The sequence below is a fragment of the Spirosoma arboris genome, from assembly GCF_009754945.1.
GTDB classification, from domain to species: Bacteria; Bacteroidota; Bacteroidia; order Cytophagales; family Spirosomataceae; genus Spirosoma; species Spirosoma arboris.
In genome coordinates, this window is record NZ_WPIN01000030.1 from 26,433 (window position 1) to 48,473 (window position 22,041).

Below are 22,041 nucleotides of genomic sequence, written 5' to 3' on the forward strand. Positions count from 1 at the left end.
GTTGATGATACGGTCAGGTGTCGCTCTGTCGCATGATTAGTCAAATATATCATACGCACCGTATCATTCTAAAAAAATTGGCTACAGTTCTACCTAAACAGTATAGGCTGCATTGATATTGACCCGGAGTCGTTTCATTGGCCCTAGTTCGGACTCATATACTTTTTTAATACCGTCGCCGAGGGCAAGTTCAGCATCCCGAATGTCGCGTACCAGACGTTGTAAGCCCTGTGGCTCAACAGAGGCAGCATGATCGGAGCCCCACATGGCGCGGTCGAGTGTAAAGTGACGTTCGACAAACGTTGCACCTAGCGTCACGGCAGCCACAGAGGTAGCCAGGCCTGTTTCATGACCAGAGTATCCAATCGGAATGGTTGGATAGGAGGCTTGTAATGCAGGAATCATACGTAAGTTCAACTCTTCTGGTTTGCATGGATAAGCTGAAGTCGAGTGGGCTACCAGAAGCGGATAATCGGCATCGAATTCGGTAACCAGCGCGATGGCTTCCTCAATTTCAGCCAGGGTAGACATACCTGTAGAAAGCATGAGGGGACGTCCGGTATGCAGGATTTTCTCAATCAGGCCCAGGTCGGTCAACGACGCCGACGCCAGTTTATAGAGACAGGGATCAAATGCTTCCAGAAAATCAACCGATTCTACGTCCCAGGCTGAGGCAAACCAGTCGATACCTACTTCGCGACAGTACTGGTCAATGGCGTTGTACTCGAGCATGCCAAATTCAGTCTTGCGCTTGTAATCGATGTAGGTCATGCGGCCCCAGGGGGTATCGCGCATGATGTTCCATTGATCGCGGGGAACACAGATTTCGGGTGTTCGCTTCTGGAATTTTACGGCATCAGCTTTGGCTAAGACGGCTTCATCAATTAATTTTTTTGCAAGATCGAGCGATCCATTGTGGTTAATTCCAATCTCGGCAATAATGTAGCTGGGCTGTCCAGCGCCAATTTTTCGGCCGGTGTTAAGTGTGATGGTTTTCATAAATTGATTGAATTTGAGTGGGTTGACTAGAAATTAATTGTCTGGCATCAATAATAAATTCGGCTACTTCGCGCAGGCAGCCTTCGCCCCCTTTCGTGTCGCAGCAGTAATCGACAATCGCTTTGTTTTGGCGGGCAGCATCGGCAGGACAGGCAGAAAATCCTACTGCCTGCTGGATTTCCAGATCGTTGACATCATCGCCAATGAAGGCCACTTCCGATGCATCGAGGCCAGTGCGAGTCAGGATGTCGGACAGAAGCGAGAGTTTGTCCTTACAACCCAAGTGGAGTTCGGTAATTTTTAGTTTAGCAGCTCTGGCTACTACTGATGGTGAGGTTTCTCCCGTCATGATGCCCGTATCGACATTTGCCAGTTTACGGAGCCGTTCTACGCCCATACCATCGCGGATATTAAATTTCTTCAATACCTCACCGTTTTCGCCGTAATAAACGCCCGCATCGGTCAATACACCGTCGCAATCAGTCAGAAGTAGCTTAATGCGAGCCGCTTTTTCGAGTAAGTTTTGATCCAAGTTAGTTTGTGGTTTTCGGCTTACAGTTCCTACAAATGGCCTGTATTCCCAAGTTTTGTACTGATAAATAATTTTGTAAAATCATTCATCATTCATCATTCATCATTCATCATTACATCGCCGTCCAGCCCCCATCTACGACCAGGTTGGCTCCTGACATATAGGCGGACGCATCGCTGGCCAGAAAAACAATAGCGCCTTGATAATCATCGGGTTGTGCCATGCGTCCAAGAACAGTTCTGGCGGAATAATTCCGGATGAAAAACTCGTTCTGGCTGTTTTCCACCCCCCCCGGCGATAACGTATTGACCCGGACACCTTTCTGACCCCAATAGGCTGCCAGAAATCGGGTAAAATTGACAACTGCGCCTTTAGTCGCTGGGTAAGCCGCTGTTTTATAGAAGGTTTGCTCGCCTGCTTCGTTTCGGTAAATGCTTTGATCGGGGCCAACAAGGCCATAGGTCGAGGCTACATTAATAATGCTCCCTTTACCCTGTTGTGCCATAACACTCCCGAATACCTGCGAACACAAAAACACACCCGTCACGTTGACGTCCAGCGATGCCCTAAACTGCGCGACCGGAAAGTTCTCAAAAGCTGTCAATTCCAACGCCAATGCTGGATTCTCGACGGCTTCGTTCAGGGCTGCATTGTTCACCAGAATGTCAATTCGACCATAGCGGTCCAGGATTTGATCCCGGATCTGTTTCACAACAGATTCGTTTGTTACATCGAGGCTAACTCCCAGATGAGCCTTGCCCAGTTCATCGGCAAAATCCTTGGCGGCCGTTTCGTTCAGGTCGGCGACAACCACCTTGGCGCCAGCATCGGCTAATGCCCGACAGTGGTTGCGACCAATGAGCCCAACTGCACCCGTTACGATGGCAACCCGGTCGGAAAGAGAAAATGTGTCAAGCATAAAGTTGAATTACGAATTGAGGGTTACGAATTACGATTTGTAAGCGTGTGTCAACAGTCAATCATAATTCGTAACTCGAACAACCTAAATGAGTTACGCTGTCACTTTTGGTTTGATGTTGTAATTGCTGGTCTTGCGGAATACGGCTTCGAGCACTTCGCCATGCAGATACGATTTCACGTTTCCACTTTCAATCGCTTCTTTCAGAATCGGCAGCACATCGCGATAAGCTGAGAGTGCGTAGGCAATGTCCTCGTCGGAGTGGCTGAAACACATGTTGTGAAAGCCTGCCCACAAAATGCCCCGTTTGATCATTTCCTGCTGCATCAGCGTTTTGAGTTCCAGCCCATTACCCGCTTCTGCTGCGAATGTTACCATCGACCGACAGTTGTAGCCAATGCACTTCGTGAGGTGCGCCATACCTAATTCGGTGGCGAGCTGATTATAACCGTCTTTGAGTAAACCACCCTTTTCGTTGAGATAGGCCGGTACGTTCTTGTCGCGGAGTTCTTTAATGGTAGCAATACAAGCTGCCAGCGAAAGTGCCTCTCCACCAAATGTTGTATAGCTAAAGACTTCATGGTCAAATAATTCCATGACATCCGCACGGCCAGTCAGCAGTGCTATTGGCATTCCGTTGGCGCAGGCTTTGGAGTAAACCGCGAGGTCGGGCTTAACAGAAAAGTATTCCTGTGCACCACCAAGGGCAATACGGAAACCAGTCCACATCTCGTCGAAAATCAGAAGCGTACCGTTTTGTCGGCAGACTTCGGCTAATTCTTCCAGGAAGCCAGGTTTGGGTGCTTCGAAGATGAACGGCTCCAGAATCAGGGCGGCAACGGTTTCGTCGAGGGCAGCTCGGATACTGTCAATATCGTTATACTCAAAGGTGTACGTCATATCCTGAATGGCCTCAGGAATGCCAGCGTTACGACTTGTTACACCAATGTACCAGTCGTGCCAGCCATGATAACCACAACAGAATACCTTGTCGCGACCCGTAAACGCCCTTGCTACTCGAATAGCCGCCGAGCAGACGTCGGCCCCGGTTTTGCTGATCTTGACCGCTTCAGCATTGGGAACAACTTCCCGAATCAACTCCGCCAATTCGACTTCAAGTGGATGCATCAACGAAAAGGTTATGCCCTTGTTGAGCTGCTGGCGGATGGCCTCGTCCACAACAGGATAGCAGTAGCCCAGCGAAATGGGACCAATGGCCGCGTTAAAGTCGAGGTACTCATTCCCGTCTACATCCCAAACGTGCGAGCCTTTACCACGATCCAGATATTTGGGAGCTACACCCTTCGTGAATTGCCCCGGTCCTTTGGCAAGGGTTTGGGTAATGGGTTTCTGAACGGTGAGCGCCCGTTCGTAATACTGATCCGACACCGTGATGTCGGGGTAGGTTTCGTTAAATTGGATACCGTTCATAAAATGATGAATTATGAATGATGAATGATACGTGAAGGATGTATAATCGAATTTCCAGTCATCATTTATCATTGTCTATTAGTCGGCTAAATCCCCGACTAATAGGTTGATAATACTTTGGGCTAACTGTTGACCAGTGAATCCTTCATGTTCCAATACTTCGTTCAAACGGGCTGGTTTGAACCATTTTTCCCGTAAAGCAAACGGATGAACATTTGCCGTTTTACGGTATTTGAGGAGCGTTTCGGCGACGATGCTATAGAGTCCACCCGTTAGAAAATGATCTTCGATGGTGACTACTAAATCTGAGTTAGCACAGACCTCCAGAATAACGGCTTCGTCTATAGGTTTCAGACTGCGCATATTAACAAGCCCTACCGAATGCCCGGCATGGCGTAGTTGATGGGCTGCTATTAACGCCTGTTCAAAGAGCATACCGTATACCAAGATGGTCACGTCAGATCCCGTCGATATGACTTCGGCCTGCCCGATTTCGAAAGGCTGGGTATGATGATACGTGGCTGGGCGGGTATTGATCCGAACATACGATGGAGCGGATGATGCCCAGATGGTTGGCAGCATCTGGAGTAAATCCTGTTCATCGGCCGGGCAGAAAACCTGCATATGCGGGATGCCGCGCATGAGCGAAACGTCTTCGATAGCCTGGTGCGTCGGGCCATTCCCATCGGAGAGAAAACCAGGAACAAAACTGCTCAGCTTTACAGGCAGGTTGCCAATACCAAGATCGGTACGGACGAATTCGTAGGCACGCATGGACAAAAAAGCCGCAAGCGCATGAACGACCGGGGTTCGTCCGCGTAGCGCTAGCCCCGCAGCGGCCCCAATCATACACTGTTCCGTAATACCCGTGTCAATAAATCGATTGCCGAGATTGGCTGGCATGTTGCGCACTAACGCCCGATTTTCGGCGGTCATCACCACCACGCGTTCATCAGCGAGGGCAGTTTGGGTTAGTAATTCTTCGTACGTCATGATTTTATGTATGACGTATGATGTATGATATAGGAGGTACTGAACTAACTAGAATACATCCTATATCATACATCATACATAACTAATTATCTTACTACCAGTGTTTCCGATTCTAAAGTGGCTGCATGTTCGCCATGGAGTTCGCCAAGCAGCGCATCGACTTCATCGTGCGTGAAATTGCAGAACCATCGGTCGGCGCGGGCTTCGATACTGGGCAGTCCCTTGCCACGGCGCGTGTCGGCAATCAGCACGTTAAGCTTATCTTTCTGAAATGGGAAACTTGTCAGTGCATCTTCTAAAGCGGTAAAGTCGTGCCCATCAACCCGCTTAACGGCTGCCCCAAAAGCCGCGAATTTATCGGGCAATGGCTCCAACGGAATCAGCTCTTCGGTTGGCATGTTAGCCTGAAAAAAATTGCGGTCGACCACAAACAACAGGTTATCTAGTTTGTAGGCGTTGGCAACCAGGATGGCTTCCCATACAGACCCTTCATTTAATTCACCATCGCCCAGAATGCAGACAACCTTATTGGGCGATCCCCCTATTTTACAATCCAGAGCTACGCCCAACGCCACCGATGGCAGATGACCCAGCGACCCGGAATGAAACTCAATGCCCGGCACGTTCACGTTTGGGTGCCAGTAAATGGAATCATTCGGCGAAAGATGATGCTGGAGTCGTTCGGCAGGCATCCACCCCAGTTCTACGAAAGTGCCATAGAGCGCTGGAACGTCGTGACCTTTCGACAAAAACAGATAATCGCGGCTGGAATCCCTCAGATTATTTTTGTTGACGTTCAAAAATTGCTTGTAGAGATAGACTACCAGATCGGTTGCCGATAAAGACGCGCCGGTGAAACAGCCTCCATCGGTAGAGAGCCGAATAATGTGTTCACGGACGTTCAGTGCCGTTTTTTGTAAATCGTTCAGTACTTCGTTAGTCATGCACAAATTGGGTTAACTGCTTAACTTGTTTGGTCTGTTCTGCTGAAACGGTATGGAGTTCGGCCAGGTGATGGCGATACCAGTTGACGCCTGCAAAATCTGCGTTGATCTGGTAGATTTCGGGTTTCTGGCGAAGGAGTGTCAGAATATCATCGCACGAAAAATCGGGCTTGGTTGGATATAGTTCTTCGTAAACAGTTCGAATGAATTCGTAATCGTCCTGGTAGTCGATGGTGAATCGATGGCTCATTGAGTAGTCTAATCCCGTTGACCAGCTCACGTTTCCGATGCGAAACGTATCGGGCGCAGAATCCCAGATATACGGTGTGGTATGTTCGCGTTCGAGAGGTTTCGTTGCTTCGGCCCAGGCACGATACAAACAGGCACGCGTCATCACCTCAACATCGTTGCCATCGGGCCAGGTAGCCGGATGGAGATTACTCACGAAATCATACTGGCCGGGACTGTCCAGAAAAAATTGCAGCGTCTGGTCTACAATACGCGGATCGATGAGCGGACAGTCAGAAGGGATTTTGACGGCTACATCGGCATTCCATTGCTCGGCAATCTGATAGTGACGATCCAGACAGTCGCTCAGACTTCCACGGTAAATCGGTACGTTTTCTGTGTGGCAGAACTGCTCAATTACGTCGTCGGTAGGGTCGGTTGATGTGGCTACTACAGTAGTAAATGGCGTTTGGCAATACCGTAGTCGTTCAAGCATCCGCGCCAGTAGCGGTTGATTCAGCAGGGGAAGCATCACCTTGCCAGGTAATCGACTTGACGACATGCGAGCCTGGACAATAACAACAATGGTTGAGTAACTCATAACGTAAAAAAGACTCAACGTAACAACTAGCTCTATTTGATTGCGCTAGTTACAGCGAAAGATGTTCCCGGTCGCTTAGCACAGACCGGTATCGATACGATTTAACAAATTCTTTACGTGGCCCCGTGAACGCAACGAAATCACGACAGATACGGGCGATGTTTTCGGCGGAGGTCCCGTTGTTCTGAAGTGGGGTCAATTGCCGGAGTTCGTCCAGATTGAAATACGAGGAAACCGGTTTCCCCAGCGCCATACCAACATAGACTACGGTTGAATACTGCGTGACGAGTTCGGCGCAGTTCGCGATCATTTCATTCGTATTGCCCTGCTGAAAAATCAGGGTATCGGACGGGGCAATCTGCCGAATTTCAGCTTCGGCCCGCTCCCAAACTTCGTTAGGATGAAGTTTGAACAGCAACTGGCGACCTTTGGCCAACTCAATGGCTTCCCGGATAAAGGCGGGTCGATCTTCGGTACGAAATGTTTCCCGGATATCGGAAGTCGCTACCATGACGTAGTCACGGTGTGGGAAGTCGTTGGTTAGGAACTTCTTGACATTGTCGAAGTTAGGCATGCCCGTGACTAAAATCTTTTGCGCATCGGTGCCCATTTTCGTGAAAAACGATTTGTACCCTTCCGACGCTACGCAATAGACATCACACAGATTCGAAGAGCCATTGAGCGACGTTCCCACGCTGAAGTAACGCGGTAGACGTAAGGCTTTAACGGCTTTGGTCAACCAGGTAACCTCGTCGATCATGCCTTCCTGAACCCACAAGCTTTTTGTAGCCTGAATGGCACCCGGAACAATCAAATCTGAACAAACGACGACCAGATCGTAGCGATTTTGGACCGCCCGATAGTCGATATTTAGCTGAAACGACCGCAGATACGCTTCGGCATCAGCCCGAAATTTACCCGCAAGAATGGTATGATCCAGCCAACCCTGATGAATACCCCAGTTGATGAGCCTGGAGTCGGCATAGAATTGACTAAACCAGCAGTCATACTCATCGGACAGTAGCGCCGAGATCTGATGCATCTGCGAGGTTTGATTAACTGACCCTACAATAAAAAGTACCTTCTTTTTCATAGCAGTAAGCCGCTAAAAATCGAATTTCATTCGAAAACGTATCCCGTATCCCTGTGGAGCCAGCGGATTCTCCAGATAGGTTAGCCGCTTAATTAGATCCACGCGCAGCACTTTGAAAATGTTCGCAATTCCAACACTGGCTTCAACATAAGGACGTGATCCTAGCGCAAATGTGACTGGGTTGCCAGTTTGATCCGTTGGTAACTTAAGAAGCCCTCCCGATTGACCAGTTACCAGGTTTTCCGGACTGGGTCGGTTTTCAGAACGGAGCCCGCCCCAAAGACTTTTTATGGTAACGACTTCGCGTAATTTGAGTTTTTTGATAAGGGGTATCTTGTTGAAAATAAACCCATTGAAATAGTGGTCAGCAAAAATGGCCCCATAATGATCGCTGACGAATTCCAGAAAATTCATCATGTTATAGGCTTCCGGCTGGTAAGAGTAGGTCTGATTGGCGCGATGAATAGTCAACAACGGAAACGGTACTCGCCCGAACGTTTGCCCGCCTTCTATTGACACGTCGGTATAGCCAATGGGGGAGATATAGAACCGCTTATTGGCATAAGCTATTAACCGCTGGAAATTATATTGGCCACCCAGTGGGCCTTTCACCCCAGCCGTGAACCGGACCTGAATAATCGGGTATTTGTTGACAATAGGAATTCGGTAGTTTTTGCCCTGATAAAACTGTTGGTGAGGAGCATATCGAAGCCCTGCCGTTAGCTCGGTACTCGTAACATTCGGAATCAGGATTGTTCCTCCATCAGACGACGACTGCTCGAAGGTGAGCGCTCCGGCTGGTGTTTGCTCAATCCGCTTAACGTTCAGGTTAAACGTCAGGCCATTTTTTGATTCATTCAAGTAATCGAGATTGATTACCTGATTATAAGTTCGGCGGTTGTTTGGCCCACGCTTGAATGACAACAGGAAATTGTCTTCCTGAACAAACTGTAACTCCTGCCCCGGAATTTTCAATTCGTTCTGGACACTGACCTGAATGTGTTTGATGGGATATGTGTAGGTATTATGATCGGTGAGGGAGAATGTTGCCGAAGCAAAATACTTGAACCGTTTATCGCGAAAACCGTAAGCACCATAGGTCTCGAATGCCATCCGATCGCTAAAGCTAGCTGTCGTTCGACCTCCCACGCGCAACCGAAACCCTTCGACGGGGTTGAAACTGTAGAATGTACTGACCGGCCCGATTTCAAAAGGACCTATTGGTTTATAGCCTTCCAGTAGAAACATGGCTGTGTTCATGAATTTCTGAAAAACCGGCACTTTTTTTACGCTATCGACCATCGCATAAATGCCCTGTTCTTTTCCTGATAGGGGTTGATGACGGGCTTCTGCCCAAAACGTATCGGGGCGATTTTGAGCGTCTTTGTCGACATCGGTAGACAAGCCTGTAAAGCGGCTGAGGTCAATAGGCTGATTTAACAGATAATCTCGGTAAGATACGCTTCGCTGGCCGAACAGGCCCATCCCGTTTTCTTTCTTGAGCAGATTGAACTCAATAGCCAGCTCGTCTTTAGTGAGCATCAATCCCTGATTCTGCACAAAATCGTATTCCTGAGCGAGTCGCATATCGGTTACGAAATTGATATTGATGTCTTTGGAAAAGCCCATCACAATTTTCCGAATCGCATAGCTCGAATCGAGTGCCACACTCATCGTACCCTGAAACAGTAAATCCGTTTTGTTGCGGGGCGAAAACCCCAGATTGACACAGCGAACGCCTTTAATATCTGTCGAATCAATGATGACATATTTATAAAACTGAGGAGCCAGGGGAGCCGTAGGCCCCAGAAACTGGTTCGATAACAGCATGATATTGTTATCGTAGACATTGACATCCTGGTAGAGTGTTTCCAGATAAACTTTGATACCATTGTTGTCAACGTAATTCCCCAAGCCCGTCATTTTCTCGCCTTCAACAATCTCCTTTTTTCGCTCTGGATTGCGACTGTAGAGAACATTCGAGACGGCTTCTTTCAAGTAAATAGGCAAGTTTACTTTGCCCGTTACCTGAGAGGTATCGAGGTAATTAAAAACGAAGTCGAATTTTTTGAGTGAGCGCCGATTGCGGAATTTTTCTGAGATGTTACTCAGGTCAAATTCAATCTTTTCGTATTTGTTGTATTGATAAAACGAAAACGATTCCTTTCGATTCTGCGATTTGTGAGCGATTACCTTTTCGATTAAAGCCACCGCCGGATTGTCTTTATTCCGATACCGTTCGCGCTTACCCCGAACCGTCACTTCCGACAGGCTTTTCTGTTGGGGCTGTAGACGAAAGTTTAGTACAATGACTTTTTGTGAACCATCGATGGTGATGGTTTTCGATTCGGGTGCATAGCCCACAAATGAAGCTCGGAGCGTTACAGTGCCCGGAGCCAGTTCCAACGCATAGGCCCCGTTGAGATCTGACTGGGTACCTGTTGTTGAGCCAGTAACCAAAACGTTTGAGAACTCGACAGCTTCATTTGTGCGGGCATTCAGTACTTTTCCCCGAACTACTACTTTCTGCCCATAGAGGTGAGTAGTAGTTATGGTCAATAAAATAGTGAAAGCCAGTCGTAAAAGGCTGGTAATGAACGAGAGAGAGGGGGTAGGTATACCCCGGTCAGACGATTCCGTGTAGTTGTCGTCCATAAGCAAAAGCAGGCAATGAATGGGAAGCCAATCCTGAATTAAACAAGTAAACTCAGTTGACTAAGGCACATACAGCGGAATTCAGAAAAAAGTTTTCCATAAATAATCTATAACTTTAAATTCTTGTTTAAAATAAACGTTTACTTGGTTTTGTACAAAGGAATAGCGCTCAAAGCCAACTTATCGGTAAATTTTTTTAGCTTCATTTGGTCCGATAATTGACTTATAAGGTCGGTATTGGTAGACAAAACCAGGCTTTGCAACAGCTCGACTTCAGTTAGTTTTGCACGATCAGAACCCGAAGCACGGCTGTTGCATTAAAATTCTAGTGAACTTCACTTTACTTCATAATCATTAATCGCACGTAGCATGAATCTTAGTCGACTACTTATTTTTAGTCTTTGCATTGCCACCGCCCAGGCCCAGTCGCCCATTAATTTAATTCCCCAGCCAGTGAGTGTACAGCCACAGCCTGGCGTGTTTACCCTTACGAAAGCAACAACCATTCACTACAATCAGGCCGATGGACGGGTAGTTGCTGATATGCTCAGTCAGCAGTTGAACACGCCAACGGGCTTTGGGTTGGTGGCAAAATCAGGTAAAACCGGTAAAATCCAACTGAATCTGACCGAAACGCCTAATGCACAACTGGGTCAGGAAGGTTATATACTTGACGCGTCGCCTAAGGGAGTGGTCATTACGGCCAACCGCCCAGCTGGACTGTTTTATGGGATGCAAACGCTGACCCAGCTGTTGCCGAAAGAAATTGAAGGGAAGATTGTAACAACAAAAACCTGGACTGTACCAGCTGTTAAGATTACCGATTATCCGCGCTTCGGCTGGCGGGGAATCATGTTCGACGTAAGCCGTCATTTCTTCACAAAAGTGGAGGTGAAACAGTACATCGACCAACTGGCCAAACTGAAATACAACACCTTTCACTGGCACCTGACTGACGACAATGGCTGGCGGATTGAAATCAAATCATTGCCAAAGCTCACTTCTGTAGGTGCCTGGCGTGTGGCACGAGCCGGACACTATGGCGACCGGGCCGAGCCCAAACCAGGTGAACCGACGCCCTATGGTGGATTTTATACACAGGACGATATTCGGGAGGTTATTGCCTATGCTCAGGCGCGCAATGTGACGATTGTTCCTGAAATTGATGTGCCCGGCCACAGCATGGCAGCCCTGGCAGCTTATCCTGAATTGAGTTGTACAAAAGCCATTGTCAGCGTCAATCCTGGAACGGCATTTTCGGATTGGTATGGCAACGGAACGTTTAAAATGAAGGTGGAAAATACACTGAATCCGTCTGATGAGAAAGTGTATGAGTTTTTAGACAAAGTATTTACCGAGGTAGCTGCTCTCTTCCCGAGCCCATTCATCCACGTTGGGGGCGATGAATGCTACAAAGGTTACTGGGCGAATGACCCTGGTTGCCAGGCGTTGATGAAGCAGTTGAATATCCGGCACGTTGAAGATTTACAGGGTTATTTTATGAATCGGGTCGAGAAGATTCTAACGGCTAAAGGCAAGAAATTACTCGGTTGGGATGAAATTCTGGAGGGCGGTATTTCGCCGGGTGCTACGTTAATGAGCTGGCGGGGAATCAAATATGGGATCGAAGCAGCCCATGCCGGTCATAATGTGGTGATGACCCCCACAACCTTTGCGTATCTAGATTATAATCAGGGAGATCCAACCATCGATCCGCCAATTTATGCTTCTCTTCGAACCCGCACGAGTTATAGTTTTGAGCCTGTTCCGGATGGCGTTGATGCTAAATATATTCTGGGTGGACAGGGGAATCTCTGGACGGAGCAAATACCAACCTTGCGTTATGCTGAATACATGACTTATCCACGTGCCTGGGCTTTATCGGAGGTTTATTGGTCGCCGAAGGAAGTTAAAAACTGGCCCAACTTTGTACAGCGTATGGAAACACATTTTGACCGGGCCGATGTCGCAGAAATCAACTATTCGCGGGCGGTTTACGATGCCATTATCAAAACGAGCATGAAAGATGGCAAACTGCGGCTTGAGTTGGAAGGCGAAATTCCGGGACTGGATATCTATTACACGATTGACGATACCATGCCCGATCAGTTCTCGACCCACTACAGCCAGCCCGTAGATCTACCCGATGGTAACGTTAACCTTCGCGTAATTACGTATCGTGCCGGAAAGCCTATAGGCCACTTGATTACACTCACGCGCGATGCGCTGCAGAAGCGGGTGGGGCGTTAATGGGTTTGGTTTTTTTGTCATCCCGGAGCATGAGGGATGACAAAAAAACAGCCTAGATTTTTTTATAAAAGGGGAGTTGAAATAGCCGCAATAGTTGGGTTACTTCAACCAGCGATCTAAGTCAATTCGCAAGGATAATTGACTGGTTCCGGCGGTGGGGACAGATGTAAATCGGGCGTATGTTAGTTGGAACCCCTTCGCCTGCACCGATGCTCCGAAAGAAATACCAGCTCCCGCTCCGCTGGTTGTCAACTTACCTTCCTGGTGTTTCTGGTGGTTGTAGCCTACTAATAAATTCACATTTCGATGAACCAGCAGTTCGACGCCGACATTGAGGTGCCGGGCTATTTTCTCGGTCACACTGGTGGTTTGGGGAATCGGATTGCCGCTCAGATCGTAGCGGATGTTCAGATTTGGGTCATTATAACTAATATCGAAGCGCTGAAGGTGGTGGGCTGTCAGCGTCAGGCGAATAGGCGCGTGCTCTGGCTTAATCGTTACGCCTGCTTGTAAATCGAACGGTAAGTCAGCATCGAGCGAACCGTAATTTTTAATCAAATACCCCACATTTTTAGCCACTAACCCAAACGTGAGATCCCTCTTGGGGTGTCGCCAAACTCCGCCTAAATCAGCCAGCACACCAAAAGCCGAGTACATTTCGATACTTGATCCAACTGCTTTGATTGTTGCTCCGAGCGTAAAATTGCCTTCTGTGCGAGCGTGAGTAATACTCAATGCATAATCATTGGCCGAGAAAGTGCCGATGGTATTGCCAACAGGGTCGGTCATGGTAAACTGTCCATAACTCAAATACTGCAGACCAGCCGCCCATCCAGAATGCCGGCCCGGTACTTTAGATTGTATCGGCAAGCCATACTGTAACGTGTAGTATTTGGCAGCTGCCAGATAAGGCATCAGACTGATGGCTAATTGATTGTCTCTAACCGAATCAGCCAGAGCAGGATTATTGAGATGGTACGAACCGTCGGGGCTTGTAGCCGTGGCGACCTGTCCACCCAGGGCTGCTACACGGGCATGCGTAGGCAGATCGAGAAATGAAAAAATGCGCTGCCCGCTCAGTGGCTGAGCGATCGTCAGAACCGGCCAAAGGAAGGCCAAAAGCAACGCAATGAAACAGGCTTTCAAGCAGAAATTGTTCGCAGTTTGTTACAAAGAAAGCCATTTTAGCCCAGCGAACGCATAACCTGCAACATTCCAAGCTAAAACGATGCGCAACTGACTCAGAACGAATACCCAAACTTAATGCCGTATGACAGGCTAATGGTAGGATGTGGCGTATACGAAAATGGATCAACCAGACTGATTCCGTTCGATTGAAAATAATACAATCCCCCCGGCACTGATGATCGATCAAGCGTACTCCAGCGCACACCAAGTCCACCATAGAAATCGGCTAAAAACCGCTTGTCGGGTGACAATGGAAACTGTCGCCCAAATTTCAGGTGACCCGCCCAAACCCGCTTTGCTATAGGTGACGAATAGAGCTGATAATATTGGCATGGGCCAGTTTCGCAGCCAATACCAACAGTACCATTTTCGTACGCATTTTTTTGTAAATAAAGCCCCTCCAGCGCCATATACGACCCAATTGGTCCACCGTGCCAGTAATACCGCCACTCGGCTCGACCGCGCCAGATTTCATTATCTGAATACCGCGAGCTTGTTGAGTTTCGCCAAAGGTTCATTGCTTGGGGGCCATATCCAAACTCAGCCTGAATGGACTGATGTTGACCAAGAAGTCGTTCTATCCCAAACTGAACCGTATTGTTGGGATCAAACAAACTGAGTGGCGCAAACTTAACGACCCAGCGCTGGCTTTGCTCCGCGTCGAGAGAGGGGAGTGGTAGGGGTTTTACAGATTGGGCCAACACTATCGATACACCCCCAAAAAATAGAGCGATTAAACCGATCAGACGAACGTTTTTCATGGCTGAACGGGGATTGTACTGAGGAGTTTCAATTGCTTGAGATCGGCGTAACTGTACTCGAAAATTCCTTTCGGCCCTGTAACGATCAGTAGTTTTTTTGCCGGGATCACGTCATAGGTTTTCGTATCATAGAAATAGTTCAACTCCCGCACATTGGTCGGATCGCTGATGTCCATTACCCGCAACCCATAGTCTCCCTCGCCAACGAACAACAGCGTGCTATCAGCGCCCAGGCCGCGCGGGTTGGTCATTGGATAGCTTCGCAGCAATTTTGGATTGGCTAAATTGCTGATGTCAATGACGTCGAGACTATTGGTCGTCACCGATTGATTTCGGCAATTAGTGCCGCTTCGAAGGGTTACATACGCGTAATTACCCTGAACAACCACTGGATCGCAGCTTAGAATATGCGTATAGATGCCAACCGATTTGGGTGCATTGGGCTGGTTAATATCATAGATATACATGCCCGTCTGCGTGCCAATAAATAGGTTATTCTGATAGGGGAATATAGTCTCGACGCCGAAGCCAAGTATCGTTTTATTCCCTTTTTTAGGATCGCTGCTAGACGAAATGTCATACGCCTGCAAAGCAGTATTGCTAACCGTATAGAGCGTGTTTCCGCTGACAGTGAAGCGAGCCGTTGAGCCACCTGTGCCCGAGCCTGGCGATGGCGCATCGCTACTCGATGCACTGGAGCAGGCGGTAAGCAGGCAGAGAACTAAAATTGAGGAAATAATTGATCGCATGGTGTTTGTGGATTTGAAGCTTGTAGAGGCTATCGGTAACACATCGGATTCTCGATAGCGGCTTTTTCCCAGCGAATGACTGCCCCCTTGTTAGGGTCAGGGCATTCGAAGCGTACATTGGTGGCTATTGGGTAGGTTGAATACTCAAATGCATTTTCGATACGCTTCACAAGCCGGACGTTAAGTGGATTCGCGATGTTGAGCGCGACCAGATCCGTTACATTGTCGGCATAAAGAATACTGTCTTTTATCGCCAATTCCTGGTTACCTAAAATAGCAATGAAAGCCAGTTGCACGGGCTTCTCCGGATCGCTATTGTCCATGACATGAATACCGCTACCCACGTCATTAATGAACAGATACTTATCCTTAATGTAAATTTTGCCTACGTTTTTAAGCGGTTGTGGAGCCAGTGTCTGGACCGTTCGAATATCGGCGTAGGACGCATAAACGGGCCGATAAATGTCGCCGGTAGTGGGTGGACTGGGTGCATAAGGACGACCGCAACCGTCGAAGAATACACATATGGCCAATAAAATGAATGCAGGCAGAAGTCGATTCATAGCCAAAATTAGTTGATAGCCTAAGGACACAAAATCAATCCAGGCCGTTGGAATCCGTAAGAAAAATTAACTTTGTCTATACTTGATTTCACGAAGCCATATTATATGCAACCGGAAGCCCATCCAGAGACTAATCAGGCCAATTCCCCCAAATTATCTAAAACAGAAATTCTGGCTCATAAAAATGCCGAAGCCGAACTGGGTGGTGGACAGAAACGCATTGACGCTCAGCATAAAAAAGGGAAACTGACCGCTCGGGAACGCATTGCGCTTCTGGTAGACGAAGGCTCATTTGAAGAAATTGGGAAGTTCGTCATGCACCGCACCCGCGACTTCGGGATGGATAAAGAGCATTACCTTGGCGATGGCGTTGTAACGGGTTATGGGACGGTAGATGGGCGATTAGTGTACGTTTTTGCGCAGGATTTTACGGTTTTCGGGGGAGCCTTATCGGAAACCCACGCCGAAAAAATATGCAAGCTGATGGATCTGGCTATGCAAAACGGCGCGCCCTTAATTGGTCTGAACGATTCGGGTGGTGCCCGGATTCAGGAAGGGGTATTGTCGCTGGCGGGTTATGCCGATATTTTTTACCGTAATACTCGGGCTTCAGGCGTGATTCCGCAATTGTCGGCCATAATGGGGCCGTGTGCGGGTGGGGCCGTTTATAGCCCGGCCATCACCGACTTTATTTTCATGGTCGAGAACACGAGCTACATGTTCGTAACGGGGCCAAACGTAGTAAAGACAGTTACGCACGAAACCGTTACAGCAGAAGAATTGGGCGGAGCGAGCACGCATAGTACTAAGTCTGGCGTAACGCATTTTTCCTGCGCTAATGAACTGGCTTGTATTCAGTCGATTAAACAGATTCTTAGCTATATTCCGCAGAACTGCGAAGACGAGCCGCCTAGGCTGGCCTATGAGCCATCCGATGAGTCGCGACCTGCCCTGAACACTTTAATCCCTGATAACCCGAACCAACCCTACGATATGCGGGAGGTGATCGACGAGCTGGTGGACGTGGGCAGTTTCATGGAAGTTCACAAGAATTTCGCGGAGAATATTGTCGTAGGATTTGCCCGAATTGGGGGGCGGAGTATTGGCATTGTGGGTAATCAACCGGCAGTGCTGGCGGGTGTACTTGACATAAATGCCAGTACGAAAGCAGCCCGTTTTGTGCGTTTCTGCGATTGCTTTAATGTCCCTTTGCTCGTGCTCGAAGACGTTCCCGGTTTTCTACCCGGCACTGATCAGGAGTGGAATGGTATCATTACCAACGGGGCTAAACTGCTCTTTGCCTTCTGCGAAGCGACCGTACCCCGCGTGACGGTCATTACGCGTAAAGCCTATGGCGGTGCCTACGACGTGATGAATTCCAAACACATCGGCGCTGACCTGAACTATGCCTGGCCATCGGCCGAGATTGCCGTAATGGGAGCCAGTGGCGCTGCCGAGATTATTTTCAAGCGCGAAATTGCCGAAGCAGAAGATCCACAAGCCAAGTTGCAGGAGAAAGTACTGGATTATACTGAGAAGTTCGCCAACCCATACCGGGCCGCGCATCGAGGCTATATCGACGAGGTCATCATGCCCGCCCAGACCCGCCAGAAACTCATCCGGTCGTTCAGTATGCTGGAAAATAAAGTGGCCACAATGCCGAAGAAAAAGCACGGGAATATTCCATTGTAACATATCCTTCTTGCGCTTTCATTAATACCTTATGAAGATAACTTTACTAACAGGTAGCTTTTTCGCTCTACTTATAGCTGCTCAGGCGCAGCAACGTCCTACGCTGACAACCAATCAGTATGAGCAGGCACAGCGATTTCTTGGCTCAAACGTTGAGCAATTTGTTGATCATAGCAGTGTGCGCCCTAACTGGCTATCTGGCGACCGGTTCTGGTATCGCGATTTAAATCCTAAGGGTAGCGAATTTATCCTGGTTGACCCATCTAAAGGAACTCGGTCGGCTGCGTTTGATCACCAAAAACTGGCCGAAGCTCTCACGAAAGCAACTGGCAAGACCTATGAGGCCACCAGATTGCCATTTCAGCAGTTTAGCTACTCGCCCGATAATGCATCGATTATACTTCAGGCAGATGGCAAACAGTGGAAATATGAGTTGCTATCAGGTCAGCTGACGGCCGACGCATCTGTGGTACCACCAATGTCGAGCACTGAAACGCGACCATCACGAAACGGTGGAGGCAATGAAGTCCTGTCTCCCGATAAAAAACAGGCGGCTTACATCAAAGACTATAATTTGTGGGTTCGAAATCTGCAAACCAGTACGAAAACGCAGCTTACTACCGATGGTATAAAAGACTTTGGGTACGCTACTGATAATGCGGGCTGGAAATCAAGCGACCGACCTATACTAGCGTGGTCGCCTGATTCGAAGAAAATTGCCACGTTTAAACAGGATCAGCGTAATGTGAGTGATATGTATCTGGTAACGACTAACGTTGGGAAACCTACCTTAAAACAATGGAAGTATCCGTTACCGGGCGATAAAGACATTGCTACCATTCAACGGGTCATTATCAATGTAGATGAACCCAAGGTGATTTCGTTGCAGATTCCTCCTGATCCTCACCGTGCTACCCTAAGTGATGATATCGCCAGCAGTGGAACGTTCGACGATGTAAACTGGACCGAAGATGGAACAAAGTTGGCATTCGTGTCTACCTCGCGCGACCACAAACAGGAAAAAATTCGCCTGGCCGATGCCGCAACGGGTGCTGTGCGAGACGTTTTTGAAGAAACAGTCTCTACGCAATATGAATCAGGATGGGGTGCCATCAACTGGCGATACCTGAATAAGACTAATGAATTTATCTGGTTCTCGGAGCGTGACAACTGGGGTCATTTATATTTATACGATGCCACAACGGGAAAGTTAAAAAACCAGATTACCAAGGGCGACTGGGTGGTAACGAAACTGCTAAAAGTGGATGAAACGAAACGCCTGTTATACTTCATGGTGAACGGTCGACAGGCTTCCAACCCGTATTTTAGTCAGTTTTGCCAAATTGGATTTGATGGAAAACAGTTTACGGTACTCACTCCTGAAGAAGGCAATCATCAGATAACTATTTCTCCTTCAGGTGCTTATTTTATTGATAGTTACTCAAAACCAAATGTGCCGTCGGTTACCGTAATACGGTCGTTAAACGGGAAACTGATTACCAATCTTGAAAAAACGGATGTTTCCCGGCTAGTGGCTACCGGCTGGAAACCCCCGATTCCAATTACGGTAAAAGCGCACGATGGTAAGACTGATATATATGGGCTGCTATACACACCTACTCAGCTTGATGCTGGCAAGAAATACCCGATAATTGATTATATCTATCCAGGCCCTCAGGGAGGAAGTGTGGGTAGCTGGTCGTTTTCGGCTGCCAGGGGGGATCATCAGGCGTTGGCTGAACTTGGGTTTATTGTCGTTCAACTGGAAGGAACGAGTAATCCGCTACGTTCCAAAAGTTTCCATGATATGAGCTATGGAAATATGGCCGACAATACATTGGCCGATCAAATAACGGGCATTCGGCAATTGGCGCAAACATACTCGTATATCGATACGACTCGGGTGGGTATATGGGGGCACTCAGGTGGAGGTTTCGCCACCGCTACAGCTATGTTCCGTTACCCTGATTTCTTCAAAGTAGGTATTTCCGAATCAGGTAACCACGACAATCGCAACTACGAGGACGATTGGGGCGAACGGTATAATGGATTGACATCAGCTTCCGATTACGCTGCTCAGGCCAACCAGACCTATGCCAAAAATCTGAAGGGTAAACTGATGCTCGCTCACGGCATGATGGATGATAATGTGCCTCCTTATAATACCTTGCTGGTCGTTGAAGCGCTGGAGAAAGCCAACAAAGATTATGATTTGATTGTGTTTCCGAATAGTGCGCATGGATATGGCAGCTACACGCCCTACATGACCCGTCGGCGCTGGGATTATTTTGTGAAAAACCTATTGGGAGCTGAACCGCCGAAGGAATTTCAGATAGAAACCAAGCCCGACTCACGCAGTAGCGTTCGATAAGCAGAAAACCGTAATTCTATACAACCGTATGGCAACTCCAACACCTGAAAGACCGGGCAGCTTATTAAGAACCGTACTTATTGGGCTGCTAATTATTTTTAGTCTGGCGCTGATCGTCGGAACATTGACAGTCATGTTTCCGTGAGTGTAATCGGCGGTAAGAGTAATGCCATATCTCAAAAGATATGGCATTACTGGCTATCCCTTAATTGCATCTAGAATAACAGCACAGGCTTCCCGAATCTGTTCCTCTGTAATAATCAAGGGCGGTGCTATCCGCATCGAGTTGTTGCAGAATAGAAACCAATCGGTAATGACTCCTTTGTCAATAGCCCGGTCGATGACGGGTTTTAATACCTCGAACGAGTCAAATTCAACGGCCAGCATCAGCCCTTTGCCGCGCACCTCCCGAATAGCTGGGTGTTTTAACAATTGTCGGAATAATTGTCCTTTAGCTTCGGCCTGTTCATGCAGTTTCTGTTCCTGAATCACCTGAAGCGTAGCCAGCGAGGCCGCACAAGAAACCGGATGCCCGCCAAACGTAGTGATATGCCCTAAAATTGGGTTGTTTTTGAATACGCTCATGATCGCTGCCGAGCTAATAAACGCACCAATCGGCATACCACCTCCCATGCCTTTGGCACATAGCAGAATATCGGGTATCGTACTCACGGCTTCAAATGCCCAGAATGTCCCGGTTCGACCAAAACCTGTCTGAATTTCGTCAAAAATTAACAAAGCACCCACGTCGGTGCAGCGTTGCCGGAGGGCCTGGAAGTAGGCCACATCGGCTAAACGGACGCCCGCTTCACCCGCTACCACTTCTATAATAACGGCCGCTGTTCGCGACGTGATCCGTTCAATATCGTCCAGCTTTCCGTGCCGAATGTGCCGAATATCGGGTAGGAGGGGGCGGTAGTTTTGCTTGAAATTCTCATCGCCGGAGAGCGAAAGCGACCCTTGTGTAGAGCCGTGGTACGCATTGAGGCAACTGATAAATTCGGTACGACCCGTATAACGTTTCGCCAGCTTCATGGCTCCTTCAACCGCTTCGGTGCCAGAGTTGGTGAAATAGACATTATCTAAGCCAGCAGGTAACGTTTGTACCAGTGCGTGAGCCAGTTGGGTTTGAGGGGTTTGGATATATTCGCCATAGACCATCAGGTGAAGATACTTATCCAACTGGTTCTGAATGGCTTCTAATACATGTGGATGTCGATGTCCGACATTGCTCACGCCAATGCCCGAAATCAGATCCATGTACGGTTTGTGATCGCCTTGTCTGAAAAGATAAATGCCTTCGGCTCGCTCAATTTCCAACCCTAACGGGAAATCGGAGGTCTGGGCTATATGCTGAAAAAATAACTGGCGGTGAGTAACCGTTTGCATGATAAAACTTTCAGTGGTACTTCTCAGATCCTAACACCCTCGGCTAGTAAGTTAGCAAATAGATGTTATGTACTGAAAAGCAATAAGTTAATACTGTTGTTCTGAAAACTAGTAAAACAATGGGTTAACCCATCGCTTATTTACTATCTAAAAACGGGTCAAAGTTACGTCATTCCTGCGGGTCTTCTCCCTGATTAATAATGATTGGATTTGGATTGATTTCTTCGGGTGGCGTATGCTGATAAAGCATAAACTGTTCAGTTGGCGCGAAACAGATATCGACCTGTTCGATGAATTTACCGGAGCCTTCCGGATATTCGATTTCGACTTTTTTTGGGTAATTAGCGACCGTTAAGTATTCCGTAGTTAGCTCCCCGTTATCTCCATATAACGTCGATTCGATTGAGAAGCCGAACGGCATTTTCTTGATGTACCTATCATCAACCCACACGATCATTCGCAGAAATGCCCGTTCCCTCGTAAAGTCTTCATAGACTAAGTGGCGAATTCGATATTTGGGTTCGAACATGATGCCATTCGATTCCATTTCGGGTTTCATATATTTTAGATGTATGCTATATTTGACTTGAAATGTAAGGCGAAAAGACAACAAAAAAAAGCTTGACCTGTTCCCATAGTATGTGAAATTCTCAACCTTCCGCTAATTCTCCAATTGGCGAACT

The 22,041-nt window shown here is 47.9% G+C and carries 18 protein-coding genes; 3 read left to right on the forward strand and 15 right to left on the reverse strand.

Going from position 1 to position 22,041, the window contains the following annotated elements; genetic code table 11:
- Positions 1–93: 93 nt before the first annotated feature.
- From GO755_RS38850 to GO755_RS38890, 9 genes are all read right to left on the reverse strand, one after another.
- Positions 94–999, reverse strand: coding sequence for an N-acetylneuraminate synthase family protein (locus tag GO755_RS38850; RefSeq protein WP_157590835.1), 906 nt, complete (start codon positions 997–999; stop codon positions 94–96).
- Positions 980–1,531, reverse strand: a complete 552-nt coding sequence (locus tag GO755_RS38855; RefSeq protein WP_157590836.1) for a KdsC family phosphatase — start codon at positions 1,529–1,531, stop codon at positions 980–982. The genes GO755_RS38850 and GO755_RS38855 overlap by 20 nt, the downstream gene beginning before the upstream one ends.
- A 112-nt stretch (positions 1,532–1,643) precedes the next feature.
- A complete protein-coding gene (locus tag GO755_RS38860) occupies positions 1,644–2,450 on the reverse strand; it encodes an SDR family oxidoreductase (protein WP_157590837.1) in 807 nt (268 codons plus the stop codon).
- A 93-nt stretch (positions 2,451–2,543) separates the two neighbouring features.
- Positions 2,544–3,881, reverse strand: coding sequence for an aminotransferase class III-fold pyridoxal phosphate-dependent enzyme (locus GO755_RS38865; RefSeq protein ID WP_157590838.1), 1,338 nt, complete (start codon positions 3,879–3,881; stop codon positions 2,544–2,546).
- Between the two features lie 78 nt (positions 3,882–3,959).
- Complete coding sequence (locus tag GO755_RS38870; protein WP_157590839.1) at positions 3,960–4,874, reverse strand: transketolase family protein; 915 nt, start codon at positions 4,872–4,874, stop codon at positions 3,960–3,962.
- Between the two features lie 86 nt (positions 4,875–4,960).
- On the reverse strand, positions 4,961–5,818 hold the full coding sequence (locus tag GO755_RS38875; RefSeq protein WP_157590840.1) for a transketolase: 858 nt from the start codon (positions 5,816–5,818) through the stop codon (positions 4,961–4,963).
- The gene (locus GO755_RS38880) at positions 5,811–6,647 is read right to left on the reverse strand and encodes a cytidylyltransferase domain-containing protein (protein WP_157590841.1); all 837 of its coding nucleotides are present in this window, start codon (positions 6,645–6,647) and stop codon (positions 5,811–5,813) included. The genes GO755_RS38875 and GO755_RS38880 overlap by 8 nt, the downstream gene beginning before the upstream one ends.
- A 49-nt stretch (positions 6,648–6,696) precedes the next feature.
- Positions 6,697–7,740 carry a hypothetical protein gene (locus GO755_RS38885; protein ID WP_157590842.1) on the reverse strand — a complete coding sequence of 348 codons (1,044 nt, stop codon included), beginning with the start codon at positions 7,738–7,740 and terminating at the stop codon, positions 6,697–6,699.
- Between the two features lie 12 nt (positions 7,741–7,752).
- Positions 7,753–10,395, reverse strand: a complete 2,643-nt coding sequence (locus GO755_RS38890) for a DUF5686 and carboxypeptidase-like regulatory domain-containing protein (RefSeq protein ID WP_157590843.1) — start codon at positions 10,393–10,395, stop codon at positions 7,753–7,755.
- 369 nt (positions 10,396–10,764) lie between these two features.
- Between GO755_RS38890 and GO755_RS38895 the strand changes: the two genes are divergently transcribed.
- The gene (locus tag GO755_RS38895; protein ID WP_157590844.1) at positions 10,765–12,645 is read left to right on the forward strand and encodes a beta-N-acetylhexosaminidase; all 1,881 of its coding nucleotides are present in this window, start codon (positions 10,765–10,767) and stop codon (positions 12,643–12,645) included.
- A gap of 99 nt (positions 12,646–12,744) precedes the next feature.
- Here the strand turns inward: GO755_RS38895 and porQ are convergent, their stop codons facing one another.
- From porQ to GO755_RS38915, 4 genes are all read right to left on the reverse strand, one after another.
- Entirely contained in the window at positions 12,745–13,791 is a 1,047-nt protein-coding gene (porQ, locus tag GO755_RS38900; protein WP_157590845.1) for a type IX secretion system protein PorQ, read from the reverse strand.
- 95 nt (positions 13,792–13,886) lie between these two features.
- Entirely contained in the window at positions 13,887–14,594 is a 708-nt protein-coding gene (locus GO755_RS38905; RefSeq protein ID WP_157590846.1) for a DUF3575 domain-containing protein, read from the reverse strand.
- Complete coding sequence (locus GO755_RS38910; RefSeq protein WP_157590847.1) at positions 14,591–15,343, reverse strand: LVIVD repeat-containing protein; 753 nt, start codon at positions 15,341–15,343, stop codon at positions 14,591–14,593. Before GO755_RS38910 ends, GO755_RS38905 begins: the two co-directional genes overlap by 4 nt.
- 29 nt (positions 15,344–15,372) lie before the next feature.
- On the reverse strand, positions 15,373–15,906 hold the full coding sequence (locus tag GO755_RS38915; protein ID WP_157590848.1) for an LVIVD repeat-containing protein: 534 nt from the start codon (positions 15,904–15,906) through the stop codon (positions 15,373–15,375).
- A 105-nt stretch (positions 15,907–16,011) separates the two neighbouring features.
- Here GO755_RS38915 and GO755_RS38920 point away from each other — a divergent pair, with 105 nt between their 5' ends.
- Positions 16,012–17,598: an acyl-CoA carboxylase subunit beta gene (locus tag GO755_RS38920; protein WP_157590849.1), complete on the forward strand. Its 1,587-nt coding sequence runs from the start codon at positions 16,012–16,014 to the stop codon at positions 17,596–17,598.
- Positions 17,599–17,629: 31 nt separating this feature from the next.
- Positions 17,630–19,969, forward strand: a complete 2,340-nt coding sequence (locus tag GO755_RS38925; protein ID WP_157590850.1) for a S9 family peptidase — start codon at positions 17,630–17,632, stop codon at positions 19,967–19,969.
- Positions 19,970–20,167: 198 nt separating this feature from the next.
- Here GO755_RS38925 and GO755_RS38930 read toward each other — a convergent pair whose 3' ends face one another.
- The gene (locus GO755_RS38930) at positions 20,168–21,358 is read right to left on the reverse strand and encodes an aspartate aminotransferase family protein (RefSeq protein WP_157590851.1); all 1,191 of its coding nucleotides are present in this window, start codon (positions 21,356–21,358) and stop codon (positions 20,168–20,170) included.
- A 169-nt stretch (positions 21,359–21,527) separates the two neighbouring features.
- Positions 21,528–21,917, reverse strand: coding sequence for a hypothetical protein (locus GO755_RS38935; RefSeq protein ID WP_157590852.1), 390 nt, complete (start codon positions 21,915–21,917; stop codon positions 21,528–21,530).
- Between the last annotated feature and the right edge of the window lie 124 nt (positions 21,918–22,041).